Origin of the sequence: Enterobacter sp. 22452, from assembly GCF_052045065.1 — a bacterium.
Classification (GTDB): domain Bacteria; phylum Pseudomonadota; class Gammaproteobacteria; order Enterobacterales; family Enterobacteriaceae; genus Enterobacter; species Enterobacter mori.
In genome coordinates, this window is sequence record NZ_JBQEOB010000007.1 from 25,553 (window position 1) to 46,463 (window position 20,911).

Genomic DNA, 20,911 nt, shown 5'->3' on the forward strand with positions numbered 1-20,911 from the left:
TGAGGGACAATTGCGCAGGGTAACGAAAGGCGGTGTCAGAAAACACCGCCGGAATGCGGACTTAAACCAGGCTCTCTTTATCAATCCCAAGCCGCTTCATGCGCGACAGCAGGGTAGTGCGTTTTAACCCCAGGCGCTGGGCGGCACCTTTAGGCCCGGCCACCACGCCGTTGGTCTCTTTCAGCACGCGCATAATCAGCTGATACTCATCTTCGCCGTTCTGCGCCACTTCTGCCGCAACGAGGGTTTCGTCCGGCAGGGAGATTTCGGGCAGAGAAAGCTGCAGAACGTTCCCGCGCGTCAGCAGCACCGCGCGCTCGATAACGTTTTCCAGTTCGCGCACATTGCCCGGCCACTCCATCGACGAGAGGGTGCGTAACGTCTCGGCGGGGATGCTGTCGATGTTCCTGCCCATCCGCCGCGCAATCTTCGCGGTAAACGCTTTGACCAGCAGGGGGATATCTTCCGGGCGTTCGCGCAGCGGCGGCAGGAAGATCGGGAAGACGTTCAGGCGGTAATAGAGATCGCTGCGAAACTCGCGGTCGGCGACCATTTTTTTCAGGTCACGGTTGGTGGCGGCAATCAGCCGCACGTCGGTCTGAATCAGCTTATTGCTGCCAAGCCGCTCAAACTCTTGCTCCTGCAGGACGCGCAACAGCTTCGGCTGCAGCTCCAGCGGCATATCGCCCACTTCGTCGAGGAACAGCGAGCTTTTGTCCGCCAGCTCAAAGCGGCCCAGCCGCTGGCTGCTGGCCCCGGTAAAGGCCCCGCGTTCGTGGCCGAACAGATCGCTTTCCAGCAGTCCCGCAGGCATCGCCGCGCAGTTCATCTTCACCATCCGGCGGCTGTTGCGGTTGCTCAGGTTATGGATAGCGCGGGCAATCAGCTCTTTACCCGTACCGGTTTCGCCGAGGATCAGCACCGTGCTGTCGCTCTGCGCCACCATCTCAACCTGCTTGAGCACGCTGTACATGGCGTCGCTGCGCCCGATGATTTCGCCAAACTCGCTGTCCACGTTGTTGAGCTGTTCGGTCAGGGCGAGGTTTTCGTCCACCAGCCGCTCTTTCAGGCGGTGGATCTCCTGGTAGGCGAGGGCGTTATCCAGCGCGATGGAGATACGCTCGGCAATCTGGCGCAGCAGCTTCAGGTTGGCGGTGGTGAATACGCCTTCCTCACACTGCGCCAGCTTCAGCACGCCCAGCATGGTGTTGCCGGACATCAGCGGCAGCAGGCACAGGGTCTGAATTTTGTTGCCCCAGGTGTTGAACAGCATTCGCTCGTAAGGCGCCACCGGATCCTGTTCGTTCAGGTTGAGCAGCAGGATCTCTTTGCTTTTAAACACCCGCTCGGAGAGCGTACCGGCCTCATCGACCTCGCTCTGCTCATGCGCCGGATTGGCCTCATCAAGATAGTGGGTGGAGTAGATGTTCAGCTTGCCCTTGCGATGGCCGCGAAGCGCAATGCTGATGGCATCGATTTTGAAATAGTGGTGGATCTCTTTCGAGACTTCGCTGACCAGCTCATCCATGTCGAGGCGCGACAGTACGGCGTTGGTGATGGCGACCAGAATGCGGAAGTTGTCGCGCTCGCGGCTCAGCAGGTCGTAATCCACGTTGTTGGTGACGCGGCTCTGGATCTGCTCAGCCACCACGGCCACTATCTGGGTAAAGGTGTGCAGGCGCTCGTACTCCGCCTCGCTCCAGGGCTGGTCGGTCGTGCGGATAAACTCGCAGCCGCCAAAAATCTGACCCTCTGCCGCTAGCGGCAACATGCAGTAATGGCCGAAAGGCTGATAGAGATTGCTCTGTGCCAGTCGCGGCCACGCCATCCTGAACTCCGCAAAATTGCAGTGCAGCACTTCAGGCCGGGAGAGTATACGGCGCACCGGGCCATGCGCGAGGTACGTTTCGTCCTCATACTCAAACGCTTTGCCGTTATCACGCGTCGAGTAGTAGCTCGCGCGATGCGTTCCGCTATGCCACAGCACAATCGCGGCGTTGTCCGCCAGCGCCGATTGCCTGACCAGCCGGGTAAGGGCATCGCTCAGCGCGCCGAGATCGGGCTGCTGTAAAAGTGTGCGCGTGATGTCAAACAGGCCCTGCTGTCCAAGATCGCTCATCGGTGTATACGGCATATTGCTTTCCAATAGAAACTGGCAAAAAAAGAGATTCAGTGCTGACCGCTTATGGCGCGGTTCTAGCAAATTCGGGGTAAGGGTTCCGCGTGCGGCAGATCCAGCGTGCGTTTAACGCCATACAGCCCGGCCAGGCGCACCCCTTTGCGCTCAACCACTTCGCCAATGATAGCGGCGTTTTTTCCTGAGGGATGGGCGCGAAGCTGTTCAAGCACCGCTTCTGCAGCGGTACGTTCCACGCCGATCACCAGTTTACCTTCGTTAGCAAAGTTAAGCGGATCAAGTCCCAGCAGTTCGCACAGTCCGCGCACGGCAGGCTTGACGGGCAGATCGCGCTCGGTCAGCTCAATGCCGCATCCGCAGCTTGCCGCAAACTCGTGCACGACGGCATTCACGCCGCCTCGGGTGGCGTCCCGCAGGGCTTTTACGCCCGGAAGGGTACGCAGGGTTTGAATCAGCGGTGTGAGTACCGCGCAGTCGCTGCGCAGTTCGCCGTCCAGACCTAAGCCTTCGCGCAGGTTAAGAATGGTTGCCCCGTGGCAGCCCAGCGTTCCGGTCACGATCAGCACGTCGCCTGCGCCAAGCTGCTGCGCTCCCCAGTGAATGTCGGCCGGTATCGCCCCCATTCCTGCAGTATTGATGAAAAGTTTATCCGCCGCGCCGCGCTGGACCACTTTGGTATCACCGGTGACGATAGCAATGCCCGCCTCGCGTGCGGTCTGCGCCATGCTGCTCACTACCGCGTTAAGCGTTGCCATCGGTAACCCCTCTTCGAGAATAAACCCGCAGGAGAGGTAGCGCGGAACCGCGCCGCTGACGGCGATATCATTGGCCGTACCGCAAATGGCGAGCTTGCCGATATCACCGCCGGGAAAGAACAGTGGGTCGATCACGTAGCTGTCGGTCGAAAACGCCACTCTGTCACCGTGAGCGGTGAGCGTTGACAGGTCAATGCGCGCCTGGTCTTCCTGCTCGGCGAGCCAGGGGTTGTTGAATGCTTCCATAAACAGCTGATTAATGAGCTGCTGCATCGCCTGACCACCGCTTCCGTGCGCCATTTCAACCGTGTTCATGCTTCACACTCCTGATTGCGGAACTGATACCACGCGGCGCAGGCTCCTTCGGAGGAGACCATCAGTGCGCCAAACGCGGTTTGCGGGTTACAGGTATTGCCATATAACGGGCAATGATGAGGTTTGCATTTGCCGGTGAGTACCTCACCACAGCGCGCGCGCGGATCGTCACACACCTGCTGTGGCTGCGGGCGAAAATGCGCCTCTGCATCGAAGGATTGATACGCGGGCGTCAGGCGCACGCCGGATTCGGCAATCACCCCCAGACCGCGCCATTCGCTGTCGCCCTCAACGCTAAACACGTCGGCTATCGCCTGCTGCGCTCGTTCATTACCCGCATCGGGCACCACGCGGCGATACTGATTTTCCACCGCGCTCAGGGCCGCTATTTTCTGCTCAACCAGCATGGTTACGCCTTGCAGTAGATCAAGCGGTTCGAAACCAGCCACCACTAACGGACGATTGTACTGTTCAGCGATAAAACCATAGGCGTCTGTGCCAATCACCATGCTGACGTGGCCCGGTGCCAGAAAGGCGTCAATGCCGTTTTGCGGCTCCTCCAGCAGGCTGCGCAGCGTGGGTATGAGCGTGATGTGCTGGCAGAAAAAGAAAAAGTTATCGACGCTACGCGCTTTAGCCTGCTGCAGCGTGATGGCGGTGGCGGGCATGGTGGTTTCAAACCCCAGGCCAAAAAACACGACCTTGCGCGCGGGGTTATCCGCTGCCAGCGTCAGGGCATCCATCGGCGAGTAGACGATCCGGATGTCGGCCCCGCGCGCTTTCGCCTGCAGCAGCGAGCCATTTTTCCCCGGCACGCGCATCGCGTCGCCAAAGGTGCAGAAAATGACGTCGGGCTGGCTGGCAATCTCTATACAGCTGTCGATACGCCCCATCGGCAAAACGCAGACCGGGCAGCCGGGGCCGTGGATAAACTCGATGTTTTCCGGCAGCAGCTGGTCGAGGCCAAATTTGAAGATGGCGTGCGTGTGTCCGCCGCACACCTCCATGATCCGCAGCGGTCTCTCTTTGGTGTAGTCCAGCAGCGCCGCGCGCGTTTTCAGGTGCCCGATAAGCTGCATCACCTGTTCCGGCGCGCGGTATTCATCAACGTAACGCATGTGCTATCGCTCCTCGCCGTACAGGAGCGCGCCCACGTCAGGCTCCACGTCGAACATGTTTTGCAGGGCGTCGAGCGTATCGCGGGCTTCCGCTTCGTTAATCACGCTCATGGCAAACCCCACGTGGACCAGCACCCACTGGCCGAGACGCGATGCGCCCGTTTCATCGCTGCTGCCCACCAGCGTGAGATCGACATCGCGCAGGATGCCGCAGACTTCAACTTTGGCCTGGTTACCGTCGATGGTGTGAATTTGTCCGGGGACGCCTATGCACATCGTTCGCTCTCCAGCCAGTTCAGCCATGCATCCATCCCGTCGCCGCGCGTGGCGGAGACCAGCAGGATCGTAATGTCCGGGTTCACTTCCCGGGCGCAGGACAGGCATTTATCCACGTCGAAATTCAGGTACGGCAGCAGGTCGACCTTGTTCAGCAGCATGATGGAGGCGGCGGCAAACATATGTGGGTACTTCAGCGGTTTGTCTTCCCCTTCGGTGACGGAGAGCACCGCGACTTTATGCCGTTCGCCAAGGTCAAAGCTCGCCGGGCAGACCAGGTTGCCGACGTTTTCAATGAACAGGATGCCGTTATCCGCCAGCGGCAGCCGCGGCGTGGCGTCGGCAATCATCTGCGCATCCAGATGGCAGCCTTTGCCGGTGTTGACCTGAATCGCCGGCGTGCCGGTTTCGCGAATGCGCGCCGCGTCGTTAACGGTTTGCTGGTCGCCTTCAATGACGGCGCAGGAAACGCGTTCGTTCAGGCGTTTGAGGGTTTCGGTCAGCAGCGTGGTTTTGCCGGAGCCGGGGCTGGACACCAGGTTCAGCACCAGCTGTTGACGGGCGGCAAAGCGGGCGCGGTTGCGGGCGGCAATCTGGTTATTTTTGTCCAGTACGTTGATCTCCACGTCCAGCATCTGGCGCTGGCTCATGCCCGGCGCGTGGGTACCCGCTTCGCCGTGGCCGTAGTGCAGATCGCCCGCAGGGGATTGCTGCGGCGCAAAGGTGATACCCGTCAGCGTCGCCGCAGGACGCGGAGCCGGTGAAAAGGGCGCGGAGCGAAACGCGGAATGAGGACGATGTTCATCCCCTTCGATATACAGGTTGCCTTCGGCGCAACCGCAGGTGCTACACATACATTACTCCTTCTCAATTTCGAGGCGTTGGATCTGCATACCGTCGTCCGCCACGATCCGCAGCCCGGTATTCTGGCACTGCGGGCAGCGCTGAACCTTTGATGACAGCAGGGTCACGTACTGCTGACACTGCCCGCACCAGCACTCCGCCTGCTGCTCTTCAATATGAAGCTCGCAGCCTTCTGCCAGCGTGCCGCGACACACCAGCTCAAAACAGAAGGTCAGGGCGCTGGTCTCGACGCAGGAAAACGCCCCGATCTTCAACCAGACGCCGGTGACGCGCTTCGCGTGGTTTTGCACTGCCTGCTGTTCGATAAGCTCCAGGGCCCGCTGGCAGAGGGTGATTTCGTGCATGACGCCTCCTCAATGAATTGCGCCATTGAATGCAATAACGGTGCCAGCTTGATTTCTGTTAAGGCGTGACGGTGTCAACACTGTCGAAATGACACGTCGACACCGCGCGGTTGACAGTGCGCTAAGAGTTAAAAGTCATATATTTCATAATCTTAAAAATTGGCATGGAATCTGCTTAACAGCCGCTATCTCCATTAACCGGATACCTTTTATGACTATTTGGGAAATCAGCGAAAAAGCGGATTACATCGCGCAGCGTCATCAGCAGCTCCAGGATCAGTGGCACCTCTACTGCAACTCTCTGGTTCAGGGGATCACCCTGTCAAAAGCCCGTCTGCACCATGCGATGAGCTGCGCGGCGCAGGGCGATATGCGCTTTGTCCTTTTTGGCCACTTCACGGTCTTTGTCACCCTGGCGGACAGCTTTAACAGCCACACCATTGAGTACTTTGTTGAGAACAAAGAGGGTGAAAAACAATGTATTGCGCAAGCGCAGTTGATGGCTGACGGCATGGTCGATGGTTACGTCAGCAACCGCGATCGCCAGCAGGTGCTCGAGCACTATCTGGAGAAAATCGCGCCGGTTTATAACGGGCTTTATACCGCGGTTGAGCACGACCTGCCGGTCGATCTGAAGCAGCTGACGGCGGGAAATACCTCCGCAAACGTTGCCTGATCACCAAGTGTCGAAAGTGTCGATAAGACAGTTTTTCTTCGTCAAAAATGACCATCACCTGAGGATTGCCCGGTGAACCGTTTTGTAATTGCTGACTCGACGGTCTGTATTGGCTGTCGAACCTGTGAGGCGGCGTGTTCGGAAACCCACCGCCTGCACGGGCTGCAGTCCATGCCGCGTCTGCGCGTCATGCGTAATGAAAAAGAGTCTGCTCCGCAGCTCTGCCACCACTGTGAAGATGCCCCGTGCGCGGGTGTCTGCCCAGTGAATGCCATCACCCGCGTTGATGGCGCTGTCCAGCTCAACGAAAGCCTGTGCGTAAGCTGCAAACTGTGCGGCATTGCCTGCCCGTTCGGCGCGATTGAATTTTCCGGCAGCCGCCCACTGCATATTCCGGCAAACGCAAATACCCCGAAAGCGCCGCCCGCACCACCCGCTCCGGCGAAGGTGAGCACGCTATTGGACTGGGTGCCCGGCATCCGCGCCGTCGCGGTGAAATGCGATCTGTGCAGCTTTGACGAACAGGGTCCGGCCTGCGTGCGCACCTGCCCGACCAGGGCGCTGATTCTGGTCAACATTCGCGACATCGCCCGCACCAGCAAACGCAAGCGCGAGCTGACCATCAACAGCGATTTTGGCGATCTTTCGCTTTTGCAGGCGCTTAACGAGGGGGCGAAATGAACGCGATATTCATGATTAACAGCGCCGTGGCGTGCTTCACTGCCGCCGCCGTGCTGGCGCTGGTGTTCTCTTTCCATAAAACCCTGAGCGGTGGGATCGCCGGTATCGGCGGGGCGGTCGGTAGCGTGATGACGCTCGCTGCGGGCGGTGTCGTTCTGATCGGCGGGCAATCTGTTGAAACACTCATGCCGCTGATTCGTCATACCGTGGCTATTACTCCGCTGAATGCCATCTGGCTGGTGACCTTTGGCCTGTGCGGACTGTTTATCAGCCTGTTCAATATCGACTGGCACCGCCATGCGCACGCCAAAGCCAACGGCCTGCTGGTTAACCTGCTGATGGCAACGGCGGTCTGTACCGTTATCGCCAGCAACCTCGGCGCGCTGGTGGTGATGGCGGAGATCATGGCGCTGTGCGGCGTGTTCCTGACGGGCTGTAGCGCCTCCGGCAAGCTGTGGTTTGCGCTGGGACGCCTCGGCACGCTGCTGCTGGCGCTGGCCTGCTGGCGGGTGTGGCAACGCTTCGGCACGCTAGACTTCGCTGCGCTCAACGGGCATCCGCTAGGGAATGACGTCTGGCTGCTCGGCACTGTGGGCTTTGGCCTGCTGGCCGGAATCATCCCGCTGCACGGCTGGGTGCCGCAGGCGCATGCCAATGCCTCTGCACCTGCCGCTGCATTGTTTTCCACCGTCGTCATGAAGGTAGGACTGTTCGGTATTCTGAGCATCACGTTGGCCGGCGGCCAACCGCCGCTGTGGTGGGGCGTCGTGCTGCTGATTGCCGGTATGATCACCGCGTTCGTCGGCGGGCTGTACGCGCTGATGGAGCACAACATCCAGCGCCTGCTGGCGTACCACACGCTGGAAAACATCGGCATCATCCTGCTCGGAATGGGCGCGGGCGTGACCGGGCTGGCACTCAATCATCCTGCGCTGATCGCGGCCGGGTTTATCGGCGGTCTTTATCACCTCGTCAACCACAGCCTGTTTAAAAGCACCCTGTTCCTCGGCGCGGGAAGCGTCTGGTTTCGCACCGGCCATCGGGATATTGAAAAGCTGGGCGGGATTGGCAAAAAGATGCCGGTGATTTCACTGGCGATGCTGGTCGGGCTGATGGCAATGGCCGCGCTGCCGCCGCTGAACGGCTTTGCCGGGGAGTGGGTGATCTATCAGTCCTTCTTCGCGCTCGGCCAGAGCGATGTCTTTATTGCACGCCTGCTCGGCCCGCTGCTGGCGGTCGGGCTGGCGATTACCGGGGCGCTGGCGGTGATGTGTATGGCGAAAGTCTACGGCGTGACCTTCCTCGGCGCGCCGCGCACCCGCGAAGCGGAAAACGCCTGCTGCGCGCCCGTGTTGATGGGCGTGAGCGTGGTCGCGCTGGCGCTGTGCTGCATCGCGGGTGGTGTCGCCGCGCCGTGGCTGCTGCCGCTGCTGGGTAACGCTATTCCACTGCCGCTCGCGACGGCGCATACCGTCGTATCCCAGCCGATGATGGCGCTTCTGCTGATTGCCGCGCCGCTGCTGCCGTTCGTGCTGATGCTGTTCTTCAGGCGCGACCGCCTTGCCTCCCGCTCTCGCGGGGCGGCGTGGGCCTGCGGCTACGAACACGAACAGTCGATGGTTATCACCGCCCACGGTTTCGCCATGCCGGTGAAGGAGAACTTCGCCGTCGTGCTGAAGCTGCGCCACTGGCTGAATCCGAAGGGTTGGGTGCCGGGCTGGCAGAGTGCCGCCGCGCCCGTGTTGTTCCGTCGTCTGGCGCTGATCGAACTGGCGGTGCTGGTGATCATTGTGATTTCACGAGGAGCCTGACATGAGTTTGTTACTGGCCATTCTTCAGGCGCTGGTCCTGTTCGCCGCTGCGCCGCTGCTGTCGGGCATCACGCGCGTGGCACGCGCCCGAATGCACAACCGTCGCGGGCCCGGGGTGCTCCAGGAGTATCGCGATCTCTTCAAACTGCTTTCTCGTCAGAGCGTGGCTCCGGATGCCGCAGGCTGGGTCTTCCGCCTGACGCCGTTCGTGATGGTGGGCGTGATGCTGACCATCGCCACCGCGCTGCCGGTGGTCACGGTGGCGTCGCCGCTGCCCGTGCTTGGCGATCTGATTACGCTTATCTACCTCTTCGCCATCGCCCGCTTCTTCTTTGCGATTGCGGGCCTGGATACCGGGAGCCCATTTACCGGCATCGGTGCCAGCCGCGAGGCGATGCTGGGCGTGCTGGTTGAGCCGATCCTGCTGCTGGGGCTGTGGGTCGCCGCGCAGGTCGCGGGTTCAACCCATATCAGTTTTATCACCGACACCGTTTATCACTGGCCTGTGACGCACTCGATCCCGCTGGTGCTGGCGCTCTGCGCCTGCGCGTTCGCCACCTTTATCGAGATGGGCAAACTGCCGTTCGATCTGGCGGAAGCCGAGCAGGAGCTGCAGGAAGGGCCGCTCACCGAATACAGCGGCTACGGCTTTGCGGTGCTGAAGTGGGGCATCAGCCTCAAACAGCTGGTGGTGCTGCAGATGTTTGTCGGCGTCTTCTTCCCGTGGGGGCAGATGACGCACTTCTCCGCGGGCGGTCTGGTGCTGGCCGTCGTGATTGCCGCCCTCAAGCTGCTGGTCGGCGTGCTGGTGATTGCCCTGTTTGAAAACAGCATGGCGCGCCTGCGTTTTGTCGAAACCTCGCGCATCACCTGGGCCGGTTTTGGTTTTGCATTTTTAGCGTTCGTCTCCTTGCTGGTGGCGTGATTAAAGAGAGTTTTTATGTCTGAAGAAAAGAAAGGTCAGCAGTATCTCGCCGCGTTGCATCAGGCTTTCCCCGGCGTGGTGTTGGAGGAGTCCTGGCAAACCAAAGACCAGATAACCGTCACCATTAAGGTGAACTACCTGCCGGAAGTGGTGGAGTTCCTCTATTACCAGCAGGGCGGCTGGCTGTCGGTGCTGTTCGGCAACGACGAACGCCAGCTGTGCGGCAGCTATGCGGTGTACTACGTGATGTCGATGGAGCAGAGCGAAAAGTGCTGGCTGACCGTGCGCGTCGAAGTTGACCCAAATAAGCCGGAATATCCGTCCGTCACGCCGCGCGTGCCTGCCGCCGTCTGGGGCGAGCGCGAGGTGCGCGACATGTACGGCCTGGTGCCGGTCGGCCTGCCGGACGAGCGCCGCCTGGTGCTGCCGGACGACTGGCCGGATGAACTCTACCCGCTGCGCAAAGACAGCATGGACTACCGCCAGCGCCCGGCGCCGACCACCGACAGCGAAACCTACGAGTTCATCAACGAGCTGGGCAGCAAGAAGAACAACGTGGTGCCGATTGGCCCGCTGCACGTCACCTCCGACGAACCGGGCCACTTCCGCCTGTTCGTCGACGGCGAAAACATTATCGACGCCGACTACCGCCTGTTCTACGTCCACCGCGGCATGGAAAAGCTGGCGGAAACCCGCATGGGCTACAACGAAGTGACGTTCCTCTCTGACCGCGTGTGCGGCATCTGCGGCTTCGCCCACAGCACCGCCTACACCACCTCGGTGGAAAACGGCATGGGGATCGTGGTGCCGGAGCGCGCGCAGATGATCCGCGCCATTCTGCTGGAGGTGGAGCGCCTGCACTCGCACCTGCTGAACCTCGGCCTGGCCTGCCACTTCGTCGGTTTTGACTCCGGGTTTATGCAGTTCTTCCGCGTGCGCGAGGCGTCGATGAAGATGGCGGAGATCCTCACCGGGGCGCGTAAAACCTACGGTCTGAACCTGATTGGCGGGATCCGCCGCGACCTGCTGAAGGACGACATGATCCAGACCCGCCTGCTGGCGCAGCAGATGCGCCGCGACGTGCAGGAGCTGGTGGACATGCTGCTCAGCACGCCAAACATCGAGCAGCGCACCGTCGGCATCGGCCGCCTTGACCCGGAAATCGCCCGTGACTTCAGCAACGTCGGCCCGATGGTGCGCGCCAGCGGCCACGCCCGCGATACCCGCGCCGATCACCCGTTTGTCGGCTACGGCCTGCTGCCGATGACCGTGCACAGCGAGCAGGGCTGCGACGTCATCTCCCGCCTGAAGGTGCGCATCAACGAGGTGTTCACCGCCCTGAATATGATCGACTTCGGCCTCGATAACCTGCCGGGCGGACCGCTGATGGTGGAGGGTTTCACCTACATCCCGAACCGCTTTGCCCTCGGCTTTGCCGAAGCGCCGCGCGGGGACGACATTCACTGGAGCATGACCGGCGACAACCAGAAGCTCTACCGCTGGCGCTGCCGCGCGGCCACCTATGCCAACTGGCCAACCCTGCGCTACATGCTGCGCGGCAACACGGTTTCCGATGCGCCGCTGATCATCGGCAGCCTCGACCCGTGCTACTCCTGCACCGACCGCATGACCGTCGTGGACGTGCGCAAGAAGAAAAGCCAGGTGGTGCCTTACAAAGAGCTTGAGCGCTACAGCATCGAGCGTAAAAACTCGCCGCTGAAATAAGGACTCGCCATGTTTACCTTTATCAAAAAAGTGATCAAAACCGGCACGCAGACCAGCCGTTATCCGCTGGAGCCGATGCCGGTGGATAAAAACTTTCGCGGCAAGCCGGAGCACAATCCGCAGCAGTGCATCGGCTGCGCGGCCTGCGTCAACGCCTGCCCGTCGAATGCCCTGACGGTGGAAACGGATCTCAAAACCGGCGAGTTGGCCTGGCAGTTTAACCTCGGGCGCTGCATCTTCTGCGGCCGCTGCGAGGAGGTCTGCCCGACGGTGGCCATTCGTCTGTCGCAGGAATTCGAGCTGGCGGTGTGGAAGAAAGAAGACTTCCTGCAGCAGTCGCGCTTTGACCTGTGCAGCTGCCGCGTCTGTAGACGCCCGTTCGCCGTGCAGAAAGAGATCGACTACGCCATCGCGCTGCTGCAGCACAACGGCGACGCCCGCGCGGAGCATCACCGTGAAAGCTTTGAAACCTGCCCGGAGTGCAAGCGTCAGAAGTGCCTGCTGCCGTCCGACCGCATTGATATCACCCGCCATATGAGAGAGGCCAGCTGATGGACAATTTACTCGGCCCGCGCGACGCAAACGGCATTCCGGTGCCGATGACGGTGGACGAATCCATCGCCAGCATGAAGGCGTCGCTGCTAAAAAAAATCAAACGCTCGGCCTACGTCTACCGCGTGGACTGCGGCGGCTGCAACGGCTGCGAGATTGAGATCTTCGCCACGCTGTCGCCGCTGTTTGACGCTGAGCGCTTCGGCATCAAGGTGGTGCCGTCTCCGCGCCATGCGGACATCCTGCTGTTCACCGGGGCAGTGACACGCGCCATGCGATCCCCCGCGCTGCGCGCCTGGCAGTCTGCGCCGGACCCGAAAATCTGCATCTCGTACGGGGCTTGCGGCAACAGCGGCGGCATCTTCCACGACCTGTACTGCGTCTGGGGCGGCACCGACAAAATCGTGCCGGTGGACGTCTACATCCCGGGCTGCCCGCCGACGCCCGCCGCGACGCTGTACGGCTTTGCGATGGCGCTCGGCCTGCTGGAGCAGAAAATCCATGCGCGCGAGCCGGGCGAGCTGGATAACCAGCCTGCGGCCATCCTGCACCCGGACATGGTGCAGCCGCTGCGGGTGAAGGTCGACCGCACGGCGCGCAGGCTGGCAGGCTACCGTTACGGGCGTCAGATTGCCGACGATTATCTGCGCCTGCTGAGCCAGGGCGACCATCAGGTGGCGCGCTGGCTGGAGGCGGAAAACGATCCGCGTCTCAATGAGATCGTGGCGAACCTGAACAGCATTGTGGATGAGGCGCGTATCCGATGAGTGAAACGGTGGTGTTCAGCCAGCTGAGCCGTAAGTTTATTGATGAGAACGATGCCACGCCGGATGCGGCGCAGCAGGTGGTCTATTACAGCCTGGCGATTGGGCACCACCTCGGGGTGATCGACTGCCTGGAGGCGGCGTTAAGCTGCCCGTGGCCCGAGTACCTGGCGTGGATCGCCACGCTGGAGGAGGGCAGCACGGCGCGGCGCAAAATGGAGGGCGTGCCGAAGTACGGCGAGATCGTCATCGACGCCAACCACATTGCGATGCTCGCCAACGCCTTTGACGCGGCGCTGAGCAGGCAAACCCCCGAGCAGCAGGCGTGGAGCAAAACGCTGCTCGGCATGCTGCACGATATTCATCAGGAGAGCGCCATCTACCTGATGGTGAGGAGATTACGTGACTGACGTTTTACTGTGTGTTGGCAATAGCATGATGGGCGACGACGGCGCGGGCCCCCTGCTCGCAGAGATGTGCGCCACGAACCCGCAGGGCAGCTGGGTAGTGATTGACGGCGGCAGCGCGCCGGAAACCGATGTGGTCGCCATTCGCGAGATGCGTCCGGAGAGGCTGTTAATCGTCGATGCCACCGATATGGGGCTCAACCCCGGTGAGATCCGCCTGATTGACCCGGAAGACATCGCCGAGATGTTTATGATGACGACGCACAATATGCCGCTGAACTACCTGGTCGATCAGATTAAAGACGACGTGGGCGAGGTGCTGTTTTTGGGCATTCAGCCGGACATCGTCGGGTTTTATTACCCGATGACGCCGCCGGTGAAAGAGGCGGTGGACGTGGTCTATTCACGGCTTGCGGAGTGGGTTGGGGACGGTGGGTTTGAACCCCTCACCCCGGCCCTCTCCCCATAGGGGAGAGGGTGTATTTTGTCCCCTCTCCCCCGTGGGGAGAGGGTTAGGGTGAGGGGTAAGCACAGGCTACTCCAGATCCGACCCGTTACTCGCAATCACCTTCTTATACCATCCGAACGATTTCTTGCGCTTGCGGTCCAGCGTGCCGTTTCCGGCGTCGTCCCGGTCAACGTACACAAACCCGTAGCGCTTGCTCATCTCGCCCGTTGAGGCGGCCACCAGGTCGATGCAGCCCCAGGTGGTGTAGCCCATCAGCGGCACGCCGTCCTCAATCGCGTCGCCCATCGCGCGGATATGCTCGCGCAGGTAGCTGATGCGGTAGTCGTCGTTAATCTCGCCATTCGCATCGATCTCGTCCTTCGCTCCTAGCCCGTTTTCCACCAGGAACAGCGGCTTCTGGTAGCGGTCGTAGATCATGTTCATGGTGATGCGCAGGCCGAGCGGGTCAATGCCCCAGCCCCATTCGCTCACCTGAATATGCGGGTTACGCAGGGACTTCACGATGTTCGCCGCGCTGGTATTGCCCGCGTTCATGTCCGCCGACGCGCAGCGCGAGGCGTAATAGCTGAACGAAACAAAATCGACGGTGTTTTTCAATAGGTCGTCGTCGCCCGGGTCTTTCACAATCACCACGCCTTTTTCGCGGAACACGCGGGCGGAGTAGGCTGGGTAGCTGCCGCGTGCCTGCACGTCGATAAAGAACAGGTTCTCGCGGTCTTTCTCCAGCGCCATCCACACGTCTTCCGGCTTGCAGGAGTACGGGTAGAAATTGCCGCCCGCCAGCATGCAGCCGACCTGGTTTTCCGGGTTCACCTCGTGGGCGATTTTGGTCGCCAGCGCGCTCGCCACCAGTTCGTGGTGCGCGGCCTGGTACTTCACCTGGTCCTCGTTTTCACCTTCCTCAAACACCAGCCCCGCGCCGGAGAACGGGCTGTGCAGCATGATGTTGATTTCGTTGAAGGTCAGCCAGTATTTCACCAGCCCGTTAAATTCTTCAAAGCAGGTGCGGGCGTAGCGGGCGAAGAAATCGACCATCTTGCGGTTGCGCCAGGAGCCGTACTCCGTCACCAGGTGCATCGGCACGTCGAAGTGGCACAGGGTCACCAGCGGCTCAATGTTGTACTTTTTGCACTCCTCGAACACCGCGCGGTAGAAGGCAATACCCTCTTTGTTCGGCAGCGGCTCGTCGCCGTTCGGGTAGAGGCGGCTCCAGGCAATCGAGGTGCGGAACACCGTAAAGCCCATCTCCGCCATCAGGGCGATGTCTTCTTTATAGCGATGGTAAAAATCAATCGCCTCGTGGCTCGGGTAGAACTCGTCGTCACGCAGCGAGAAACGCTTTTCCTTACCGACCTTCACCGCCAGGCGATTCGCGCCGTGCGGGATCATATCGACCGTGGTTAGCCCTTTGCCGCCTTCACGGTAAGCACCTTCACTCTGGTTGGCGGCAAGCGCGCCGCCCCATAAAAATCCTTGTGGAAAAACAGACATTCTTACCTCGCTTTCAATTTATGCTTCTGCTGCTTTGTTCTGAACCGGTGCGGTCTGCAGGGCGCGCGCTTTTTCGGCCTCGTCTTCGACCGGGATGTCCTCAAAGCCGAGAATCAGGGTCAGAACAAACGACAGCACTACTGCCAGCCCCATCACGCCAAACACCCACACGATGGTCATCGGGTTGGCCGGGTCGAAGAACTGCACGCTGGTGAACAGCCCCGGTGCCGCCATCGAATGGCTGGCAAGACCGGCCATGCCCGCCACCGCACCGCAGATAAAGCCGCTGATCAGGCTCGCAATCAGCGGACGTTTCAGACGCACCGCCACGCCGTACAGCGCCGGTTCAGAGATCCCCGCCATGATGGCGGAGGCTGCCGCCGCCAGCGCCGTCTGGCGCAGCTCCGGGTTTTTCGTTTTCCACGCCACCGCCAGCGACGAGCCGCCGAGCGACAGGTTGGCGCCGATTTCCGACGGCATTACCATCCCTTCCTTGCCCGTCTCGGCAATGGTCTGAATGATGGTCGGCGTAAACACGCGGTGCATCCCGGTCATCACCAGCAGCGGCCACAGCGCGCCCATAATGGCGACGGAGAGCCAGCCCAGATAGCCGTGAATGGTGTAGACCAGCGCGGAGATGGCGCTACCGATCCAGATGCCCAGCGGGCCGATCAGCACGATGGCGAGCGGGGCGGCAATCAGCACGATCAGCATCGGCTTGAGGAAGTTTTTGGTGACCGCCGGGGTAATGCGATCCACCCAGCGCTCGATGTACGACAGGCACCAGGTCATGACCAGCGCCGGGATGACGGTGTAGGTGTATTTCACCGCCGTCACCGGGATAAAGGCGAACTCAACGTGCTCGCCCTGCGCGGCTTTCGCCATCAGCTCGATAAAGCTCGGGTGCACCAGCACGCCTGCAATGGCAATCGCCAGCGACATGTTGGTTTTGAACTTCACCGCCGCCGAGGCCGCCACCATCAGCGGCAGGAAGAAGAACGCGCCGTCGCCAATGACCGTCAGGATGGTCAGCGTGGGATCGCCCTTGCCCAGCACGCCGGTCATCTCGAGGATCATCGCCAGCAGCTTGACCATCGAGCCGCCAATGATCGCCGGGATCAGCGGAGACATGGTACCGATAAGCGCGTCGAGGATCCCGGCGCCGATGCGGCGTAATGTTAGCTTCTGCGGGCCTTCCGGTACGGCAGGCTGCAGGTTGGTTGGCAGCAGGCTCACCACTTCGCGGTACGCCTGAGAAACGGTGTTGCCAATAATGACCTGACACTGGTTGTCATTGCGTACCACGCCGAGCACGCCGCTGATGCTTTTCAGGCGCGCGGCATCGGTAAGGCTTTCGTCTTTCAGGACGAAGCGCAGACGCGTCATGCAGTGAGTGACGGCGACAATGTTCTCTTTGCCGCCCAGCGCGCTGACAACGTCGTTCGCCAGCGCGGCGTAATTTTTGGCCATCGGATGTGATCCTGTTATCGTTGTGAGAAATGTAGGAAACCGGTTTCACATAATCATCATGAGTTTCTTTGAATGAAACAAGATCGCTTTTTGTACATTTTTCACATTCGTGATGACGATCACCTATCGTCACTCAAAGCGTGATTTCGCCGCTGCGACAATTTTTTTGCAGTGCAGTACACTGCGCTCATCAGTTTCAAACGGAATAACAACATGACCACGATGCTGGAAGTGGCGAAGCGGGCAGGCGTTTCGAAAGCGACGGTCTCCCGGGTGCTGTCGGGAAATGGCTACGTCAGCCAGGAGACCAAAGACCGGGTGTTTCAGGCTATTGAAGAGAGCGGCTATCGCCCGAATTTGCTGGCGCGCAACCTGGCGACCAGGCGTACCCAGACGCTGGGGCTGGTGGTGACGAACACCCTTTACCACGGCGTTTACTTTAGCGAACTGCTGTTCCACGCCGCGCGCATGACGGAAGAAAAAGGGCGGCAGCTGATCCTCGCGGACGGTAAGCACAGCGCCGACGAGGAGCGCGAGGCAATTCAATATCTGCTCGACATGCGCTGCGACGCGGTGATCATCTACCCGCGTTTCCTGAGCGTCGAGGAGATGGACGAGATCGTCGAAAAGTGCGAGCAGCCGATTATGGTGCTCAACCGACGATTGCGGAAAAACAGCAGCCACAGCGTCTGGTCCGATCATAACGCCTCCTGCCAGGACGCTGTGTCGAAGCTGATTGCGAAAGGTCACCGGGATATTGCGTTTATCACCGGCTCACTCGATTCCCCGACCGGCGTTGAGCGTCTTTCCGGTTACCGGGCAGCACTGATGCAGCACGGCATTCCACTGCGCCAGGAGCTGATTGCGCAGGGGAAATGGAACCCGGCCAGCGGCGCGGCGGCAGTGGTGGAGCTGCTATCCCGGGGCGAACGCTTTACGGCGCTGGTGGCGAGTAACGACGATATGGCGATTGGTGCCATGAAGCAGCTGCACGACAGCGGTGTCGCCACGCCGGACGCGGTGTCGGTGATTGGTTTCGATGATGTTGCCATCGCGCCGTACATGGTGCCGTCTCTGTCCAGCGTGCGCATTCCGGTGACGGAGATGATCAAGGAGACCATCAGCCGCCTGATCTTCATGCTTGACGGCGGTGAGTTCAAATACCAGCAAACCTTCTCCGGTGAGCTTATCCTGCGCGACTCCGTGATCGACGGTCCGCATCGGTGACGTCGACAGCTGTCATCGTCATAAGTGACGATGACAGCACCACGCTCATTTTTAAAATCATTAAAAATCATAGTGTTAATAATTGGCACGGTTTATGAATATCTCCGCGCATAACTGTAATGCTGGAGAAGCAGATGAACCGTTTTATTATGGCCGATGCCAGTAAGTGCATAGGTTGCCGTACCTGTGAAGTGGCGTGCGTGGTTTCCCATCAGGTGGAGCAGGACTGCGCGTCGCTGACTCCTGACACGTTCCTGCCGCGCATCCACGTCATTAAAGGCGTGAATATTTCTACCGCCGCCATCTGTCGCCAGTGCGAAGACGCGCCGTGCGCGAACGTCTGTCCGAATGGGGCGATTAAACGCGAGAAAGGCTTTGTGCACGTGATGCAGGAGCGCTGCATTGGCTGCAAAACCTGCGTGGTCGCCTGCCCGTACGGCGCGATGGAGGTGGTTGTCCGTCCGGTGGTGCGCAACAGCGGTTTGGGGCTGAGCGTGCGGGCGGAGAAAGCCGAAGCCAACAAATGTGACCTGTGCTACCACCGCGACGCTGGCCCGGCCTGCATGGAAGCCTGCCCGACGCACGCGCTGGTCTGCGTGGATCGCGACAAGCTTGAGCAGATGAGCGCCGAAAAGCGCCGTCGTGCGGCGTTCGATACGTCAGCATCACTGCTGTTCTGATCCGCCATGAGCAGTAACGGCGTACAGCTGCGCGTGCGCGGCAAGGTGCAGGGCGTGGGGTTTCGGCCCTTCGTCTGGCAGCTTGCGCATCAGCTTCAGCTAACGGGCGATGTCTGCAACGACGGAGAGGGCGTGCTGGTGCGCCTCGCGGGTAATGGGGGGGCCTTTACCGCGAGGCTGCATCAGGACTGCCCACCGCTGGCACGCATTGACCACGTTGAAACGCAGCCGTTCACCTGGACGAACCTGCCGGACGCGTTTGTTATCCGCCACAGTGCGGGCGGCGCGATGGACACCCAGATTGTGCCGGACGCCGCCACCTGTCCGGCGTGTCTGGCTGAAATGCGCGACCCCGGCGAGCGCCGTTATCGCTACCCGTTTATCAACTGCACCCACTGCGGGCCGCGGTTTACCATTATCCGCGCCATGCCCTATGACCGTCCGGCCACGTCGATGGCCGCATTTTCCCTTTGCGCACCCTGTGAGACGGAGTACCGCAATCCTGCCGACCGACGTTTTCACGCCCAGCCGGTGGCGTGCCCGGACTGCGGGCCAGCGCTGGAATGGCGTGCGGGCGACGTTGTTGCCACCCGCGAAACGGCACTGCGTGCGGCGGTGGCGATGCTCAAGGACGGCGGTATCGTCGCGGTTAAAGGGCTGGGCGGTTTTCACCTCGTCTGCGACGCGCTCAACCCGCAGGCGATACTGACATTGCGGTCACGCAAGCAGCGTCCATCGAAGCCGCTGGCGGTGATGATCCCGCAGGCGGATAAGCTGCCTGAGTCGATTCAGACGCTGCTGCGCTCACCCGCGGCACCTGTCGTGCTCACGCCAAAAGCCTGGCTGCCGGTGTTCCCCGAGGCAATCGCGCCGGGTCTGGATAGCGTGGGCATCATGCTTCCCGCAAACCCGCTGCAACATTTGCTGATGATGGACTGCCAGCGCCCGCTGGTGATGACCTCCGGCAACCTCAGCGGCAGGCCGCCAGCCATCAGTAATCAACAGGCACTGGATGAACTGGGCAACATTGCGGACGGATTCCTGATGCACAATCGCGATATTCTTCAGCGGATGGACGATTCGGTGATGGATCGGGACGGTGCGATGCTGCGCCGGGCGCGCGGTTTTGTGCCGGATGCCATCACGTTACCTGCGGGTTTTGAGAATATCCCCGCCATGTTATGCACCGGTGCGGAGATGAAAAACACCTTCTGCCTGGTGCGTGGCAGCCAGGCGGTGCTGAGCCAGCATTTTGGCGATCTCGGCGACGAGGGTGTCGAAGCGCAGTGGCGCGGCGCGCTCTCGACGATGCAGGACATCTACGCCTTCCAGCCGGAACGCGTGGTGTGCGACGCCCATCCGGGCTATCACACGCAACAATGGGCGCAAGCGCAGGCGCTGCCGGTCGAAACCGTACTGCACCATCACGCCCACGCGGCGGCGTGCCTGGCGGAAAACGGCTGGCCGCGTGAGGGCGGAGACGTTATCGCCCTCACGCTGGACGGGATCGGCATGGGTGAGAACGGCGCGCTGTGGGGCGGGGAGTGCCTGCGGGTGAACTATCTCGCGTGCGAGCATCTGGGCGGGCTGCCTGCCGTTGCGCTGCCGGGCGGCGATCTCGCGGCGCGGCAGCCGTGGCGCAATTTACTCGCCCACTGTCTGGCATTTGTCCCTGACTGGCAGCAGTATCCGGAAACGCGCGCGGTACAGCGCCAGAACTGGCCTCTGCTGGCGACGGCGATCGGGCGCAGCATCAACGCGCCGCAGGCCTCGTCATGTGGTCGCCTGTTTGATGCGGTCGCCTGCGCGCTTGGTATCGACGCGCAGTCCTGGGAAGGTGAAGCGGCCTGCCGGCTGGAAGCGTTGGCCTCGCAGTGCGCGGGCGTCGACCATCCGGTGACGCTATCTGTCGACAACCTCGCGCTTTTCTGGCGGCAGTGGCTGAACTGGCAGGCTGAGCCGTGCGCGCGCGCATGGGCGTTTCACGATGCGCTGGCAAAAGGGTTGGCAGAACTCGCCGCGTTCCATACCCGACGCTTATCGCTGTCGACAATCTGCCTCAGCGGCGGCGTGGTTCACAACCGTCTGCTGCGCGCGCGCCTGCGTCATTATCTTTCTGACTTTACGCTTCTTTTTCCTTCGCACCTGCCCGCAGGTGACGGAGCGATCTCCTTCGGGCAGGCGGTGGTCGCCGCCGCCCGGTCATGTTCACAAAGGACTTAAA

Annotated in this window: 20 protein-coding genes; 12 read left to right on the forward strand and 8 right to left on the reverse strand. The window is 60.9% G+C overall.

Annotation, left to right across the window (positions count from 1 at the left end):
* Window positions 1–61 precede the first annotated feature (61 nt).
* The 6 genes from flhA to hypA all read right to left on the reverse strand — a co-directional run bounded on the left by flhA (window position 62) and on the right by hypA (window position 5,809).
* On the reverse strand, window positions 62–2,134 hold the full coding sequence (flhA, locus tag ACTJJA_RS18775) for a formate hydrogenlyase transcriptional activator FlhA (RefSeq protein WP_440668908.1): 2,073 nt from the start codon (window positions 2,132–2,134) through the stop codon (window positions 62–64).
* A 62-nt stretch (window positions 2,135–2,196) separates the two neighbouring features.
* Complete coding sequence (hypE, locus tag ACTJJA_RS18780; RefSeq protein WP_440668909.1) at window positions 2,197–3,207, reverse strand: hydrogenase expression/formation protein HypE; 1,011 nt, start codon at window positions 3,205–3,207, stop codon at window positions 2,197–2,199.
* A complete protein-coding gene (gene hypD, locus ACTJJA_RS18785; protein ID WP_440668910.1) occupies window positions 3,204–4,325 on the reverse strand; it encodes a hydrogenase formation protein HypD in 1,122 nt (373 codons plus the stop codon). The genes hypE and hypD overlap by 4 nt, the downstream gene beginning before the upstream one ends.
* 3 nt (window positions 4,326–4,328) lie before the next feature.
* On the reverse strand, window positions 4,329–4,601 hold the full coding sequence (locus ACTJJA_RS18790; RefSeq protein ID WP_010434489.1) for a HypC/HybG/HupF family hydrogenase formation chaperone: 273 nt from the start codon (window positions 4,599–4,601) through the stop codon (window positions 4,329–4,331).
* Entirely contained in the window at window positions 4,592–5,455 is an 864-nt protein-coding gene (hypB, locus tag ACTJJA_RS18795) for a hydrogenase nickel incorporation protein HypB (RefSeq protein WP_440668911.1), read from the reverse strand. Before hypB ends, ACTJJA_RS18790 begins: the two co-directional genes overlap by 10 nt.
* 3 nt (window positions 5,456–5,458) lie before the next feature.
* The gene (gene hypA / locus ACTJJA_RS18800; protein WP_126816862.1) at window positions 5,459–5,809 is read right to left on the reverse strand and encodes a hydrogenase maturation nickel metallochaperone HypA; all 351 of its coding nucleotides are present in this window, start codon (window positions 5,807–5,809) and stop codon (window positions 5,459–5,461) included.
* Between the two features lie 211 nt (window positions 5,810–6,020).
* On the opposite strand from hypA, the gene hycA reads away from it, so the two are divergent.
* The 9 genes from hycA to hycI all read left to right on the forward strand — a co-directional run bounded on the left by hycA (window position 6,021) and on the right by hycI (window position 13,819).
* Entirely contained in the window at window positions 6,021–6,485 is a 465-nt protein-coding gene (gene hycA, locus ACTJJA_RS18805; RefSeq protein WP_440668912.1) for a formate hydrogenlyase regulator HycA, read from the forward strand.
* A 72-nt stretch (window positions 6,486–6,557) separates the two neighbouring features.
* A complete protein-coding gene (locus tag ACTJJA_RS18810) occupies window positions 6,558–7,166 on the forward strand; it encodes a 4Fe-4S dicluster domain-containing protein (RefSeq protein ID WP_089601242.1) in 609 nt (202 codons plus the stop codon).
* A complete protein-coding gene (hycC, locus tag ACTJJA_RS18815) occupies window positions 7,163–8,977 on the forward strand; it encodes a formate hydrogenlyase subunit 3 (protein WP_440668913.1) in 1,815 nt (604 codons plus the stop codon). Before ACTJJA_RS18810 ends, hycC begins: the two co-directional genes overlap by 4 nt.
* Window position 8,978: 1 nt before the next feature.
* A complete protein-coding gene (locus tag ACTJJA_RS18820; protein WP_440668914.1) occupies window positions 8,979–9,902 on the forward strand; it encodes a respiratory chain complex I subunit 1 family protein in 924 nt (307 codons plus the stop codon).
* Window positions 9,903–9,917: 15 nt separating this feature from the next.
* Window positions 9,918–11,627 carry a hydrogenase large subunit gene (locus ACTJJA_RS18825; protein WP_440668915.1) on the forward strand — a complete coding sequence of 570 codons (1,710 nt, stop codon included), beginning with the start codon at window positions 9,918–9,920 and terminating at the stop codon, window positions 11,625–11,627.
* 9 nt (window positions 11,628–11,636) lie between these two features.
* Window positions 11,637–12,179: a formate hydrogenlyase complex iron-sulfur subunit gene (locus tag ACTJJA_RS18830; protein WP_010434471.1), complete on the forward strand. Its 543-nt coding sequence runs from the start codon at window positions 11,637–11,639 to the stop codon at window positions 12,177–12,179.
* Entirely contained in the window at window positions 12,179–12,946 is a 768-nt protein-coding gene (locus tag ACTJJA_RS18835; protein ID WP_063622348.1) for an NADH-quinone oxidoreductase subunit B family protein, read from the forward strand. Before ACTJJA_RS18830 ends, ACTJJA_RS18835 begins: the two co-directional genes overlap by 1 nt.
* Window positions 12,943–13,353 (forward strand): formate hydrogenlyase maturation HycH family protein, encoded by a 411-nt coding sequence (locus ACTJJA_RS18840; protein WP_032660335.1) that lies wholly within the window; start codon window positions 12,943–12,945, stop codon window positions 13,351–13,353. The genes ACTJJA_RS18835 and ACTJJA_RS18840 overlap by 4 nt, the downstream gene beginning before the upstream one ends.
* Window positions 13,346–13,819: a hydrogenase maturation peptidase HycI gene (gene hycI, locus ACTJJA_RS18845; protein WP_440668916.1), complete on the forward strand. Its 474-nt coding sequence runs from the start codon at window positions 13,346–13,348 to the stop codon at window positions 13,817–13,819. The genes ACTJJA_RS18840 and hycI overlap by 8 nt, the downstream gene beginning before the upstream one ends.
* A 66-nt stretch (window positions 13,820–13,885) precedes the next feature.
* On the opposite strand, the gene ACTJJA_RS18850 is transcribed toward hycI, so the two are convergent.
* Both ACTJJA_RS18850 and ascF read right to left on the reverse strand, forming a co-directional pair.
* Window positions 13,886–15,310, reverse strand: coding sequence for a 6-phospho-beta-glucosidase (locus tag ACTJJA_RS18850; protein WP_440668917.1), 1,425 nt, complete (start codon window positions 15,308–15,310; stop codon window positions 13,886–13,888).
* 18 nt (window positions 15,311–15,328) lie between these two features.
* Entirely contained in the window at window positions 15,329–16,780 is a 1,452-nt protein-coding gene (gene ascF / locus ACTJJA_RS18855; protein WP_440668918.1) for a PTS cellobiose/arbutin/salicin transporter subunit IIBC, read from the reverse strand.
* A gap of 213 nt (window positions 16,781–16,993) precedes the next feature.
* Between ascF and ACTJJA_RS18860 the strand changes: the two genes are divergently transcribed.
* The 3 genes from ACTJJA_RS18860 to hypF all read left to right on the forward strand — a co-directional run bounded on the left by ACTJJA_RS18860 (window position 16,994) and on the right by hypF (window position 20,910).
* Window positions 16,994–18,007 carry a LacI family DNA-binding transcriptional regulator gene (locus ACTJJA_RS18860; RefSeq protein ID WP_214606284.1) on the forward strand — a complete coding sequence of 338 codons (1,014 nt, stop codon included), beginning with the start codon at window positions 16,994–16,996 and terminating at the stop codon, window positions 18,005–18,007.
* 134 nt (window positions 18,008–18,141) lie between these two features.
* Window positions 18,142–18,687, forward strand: a complete 546-nt coding sequence (gene hydN / locus ACTJJA_RS18865; RefSeq protein ID WP_440668919.1) for an electron transport protein HydN — start codon at window positions 18,142–18,144, stop codon at window positions 18,685–18,687.
* A gap of 6 nt (window positions 18,688–18,693) precedes the next feature.
* The gene (gene hypF / locus ACTJJA_RS18870) at window positions 18,694–20,910 is read left to right on the forward strand and encodes a carbamoyltransferase HypF (RefSeq protein ID WP_440668920.1); all 2,217 of its coding nucleotides are present in this window, start codon (window positions 18,694–18,696) and stop codon (window positions 20,908–20,910) included.
* Window position 20,911: the final 1 nt, after the last annotated feature.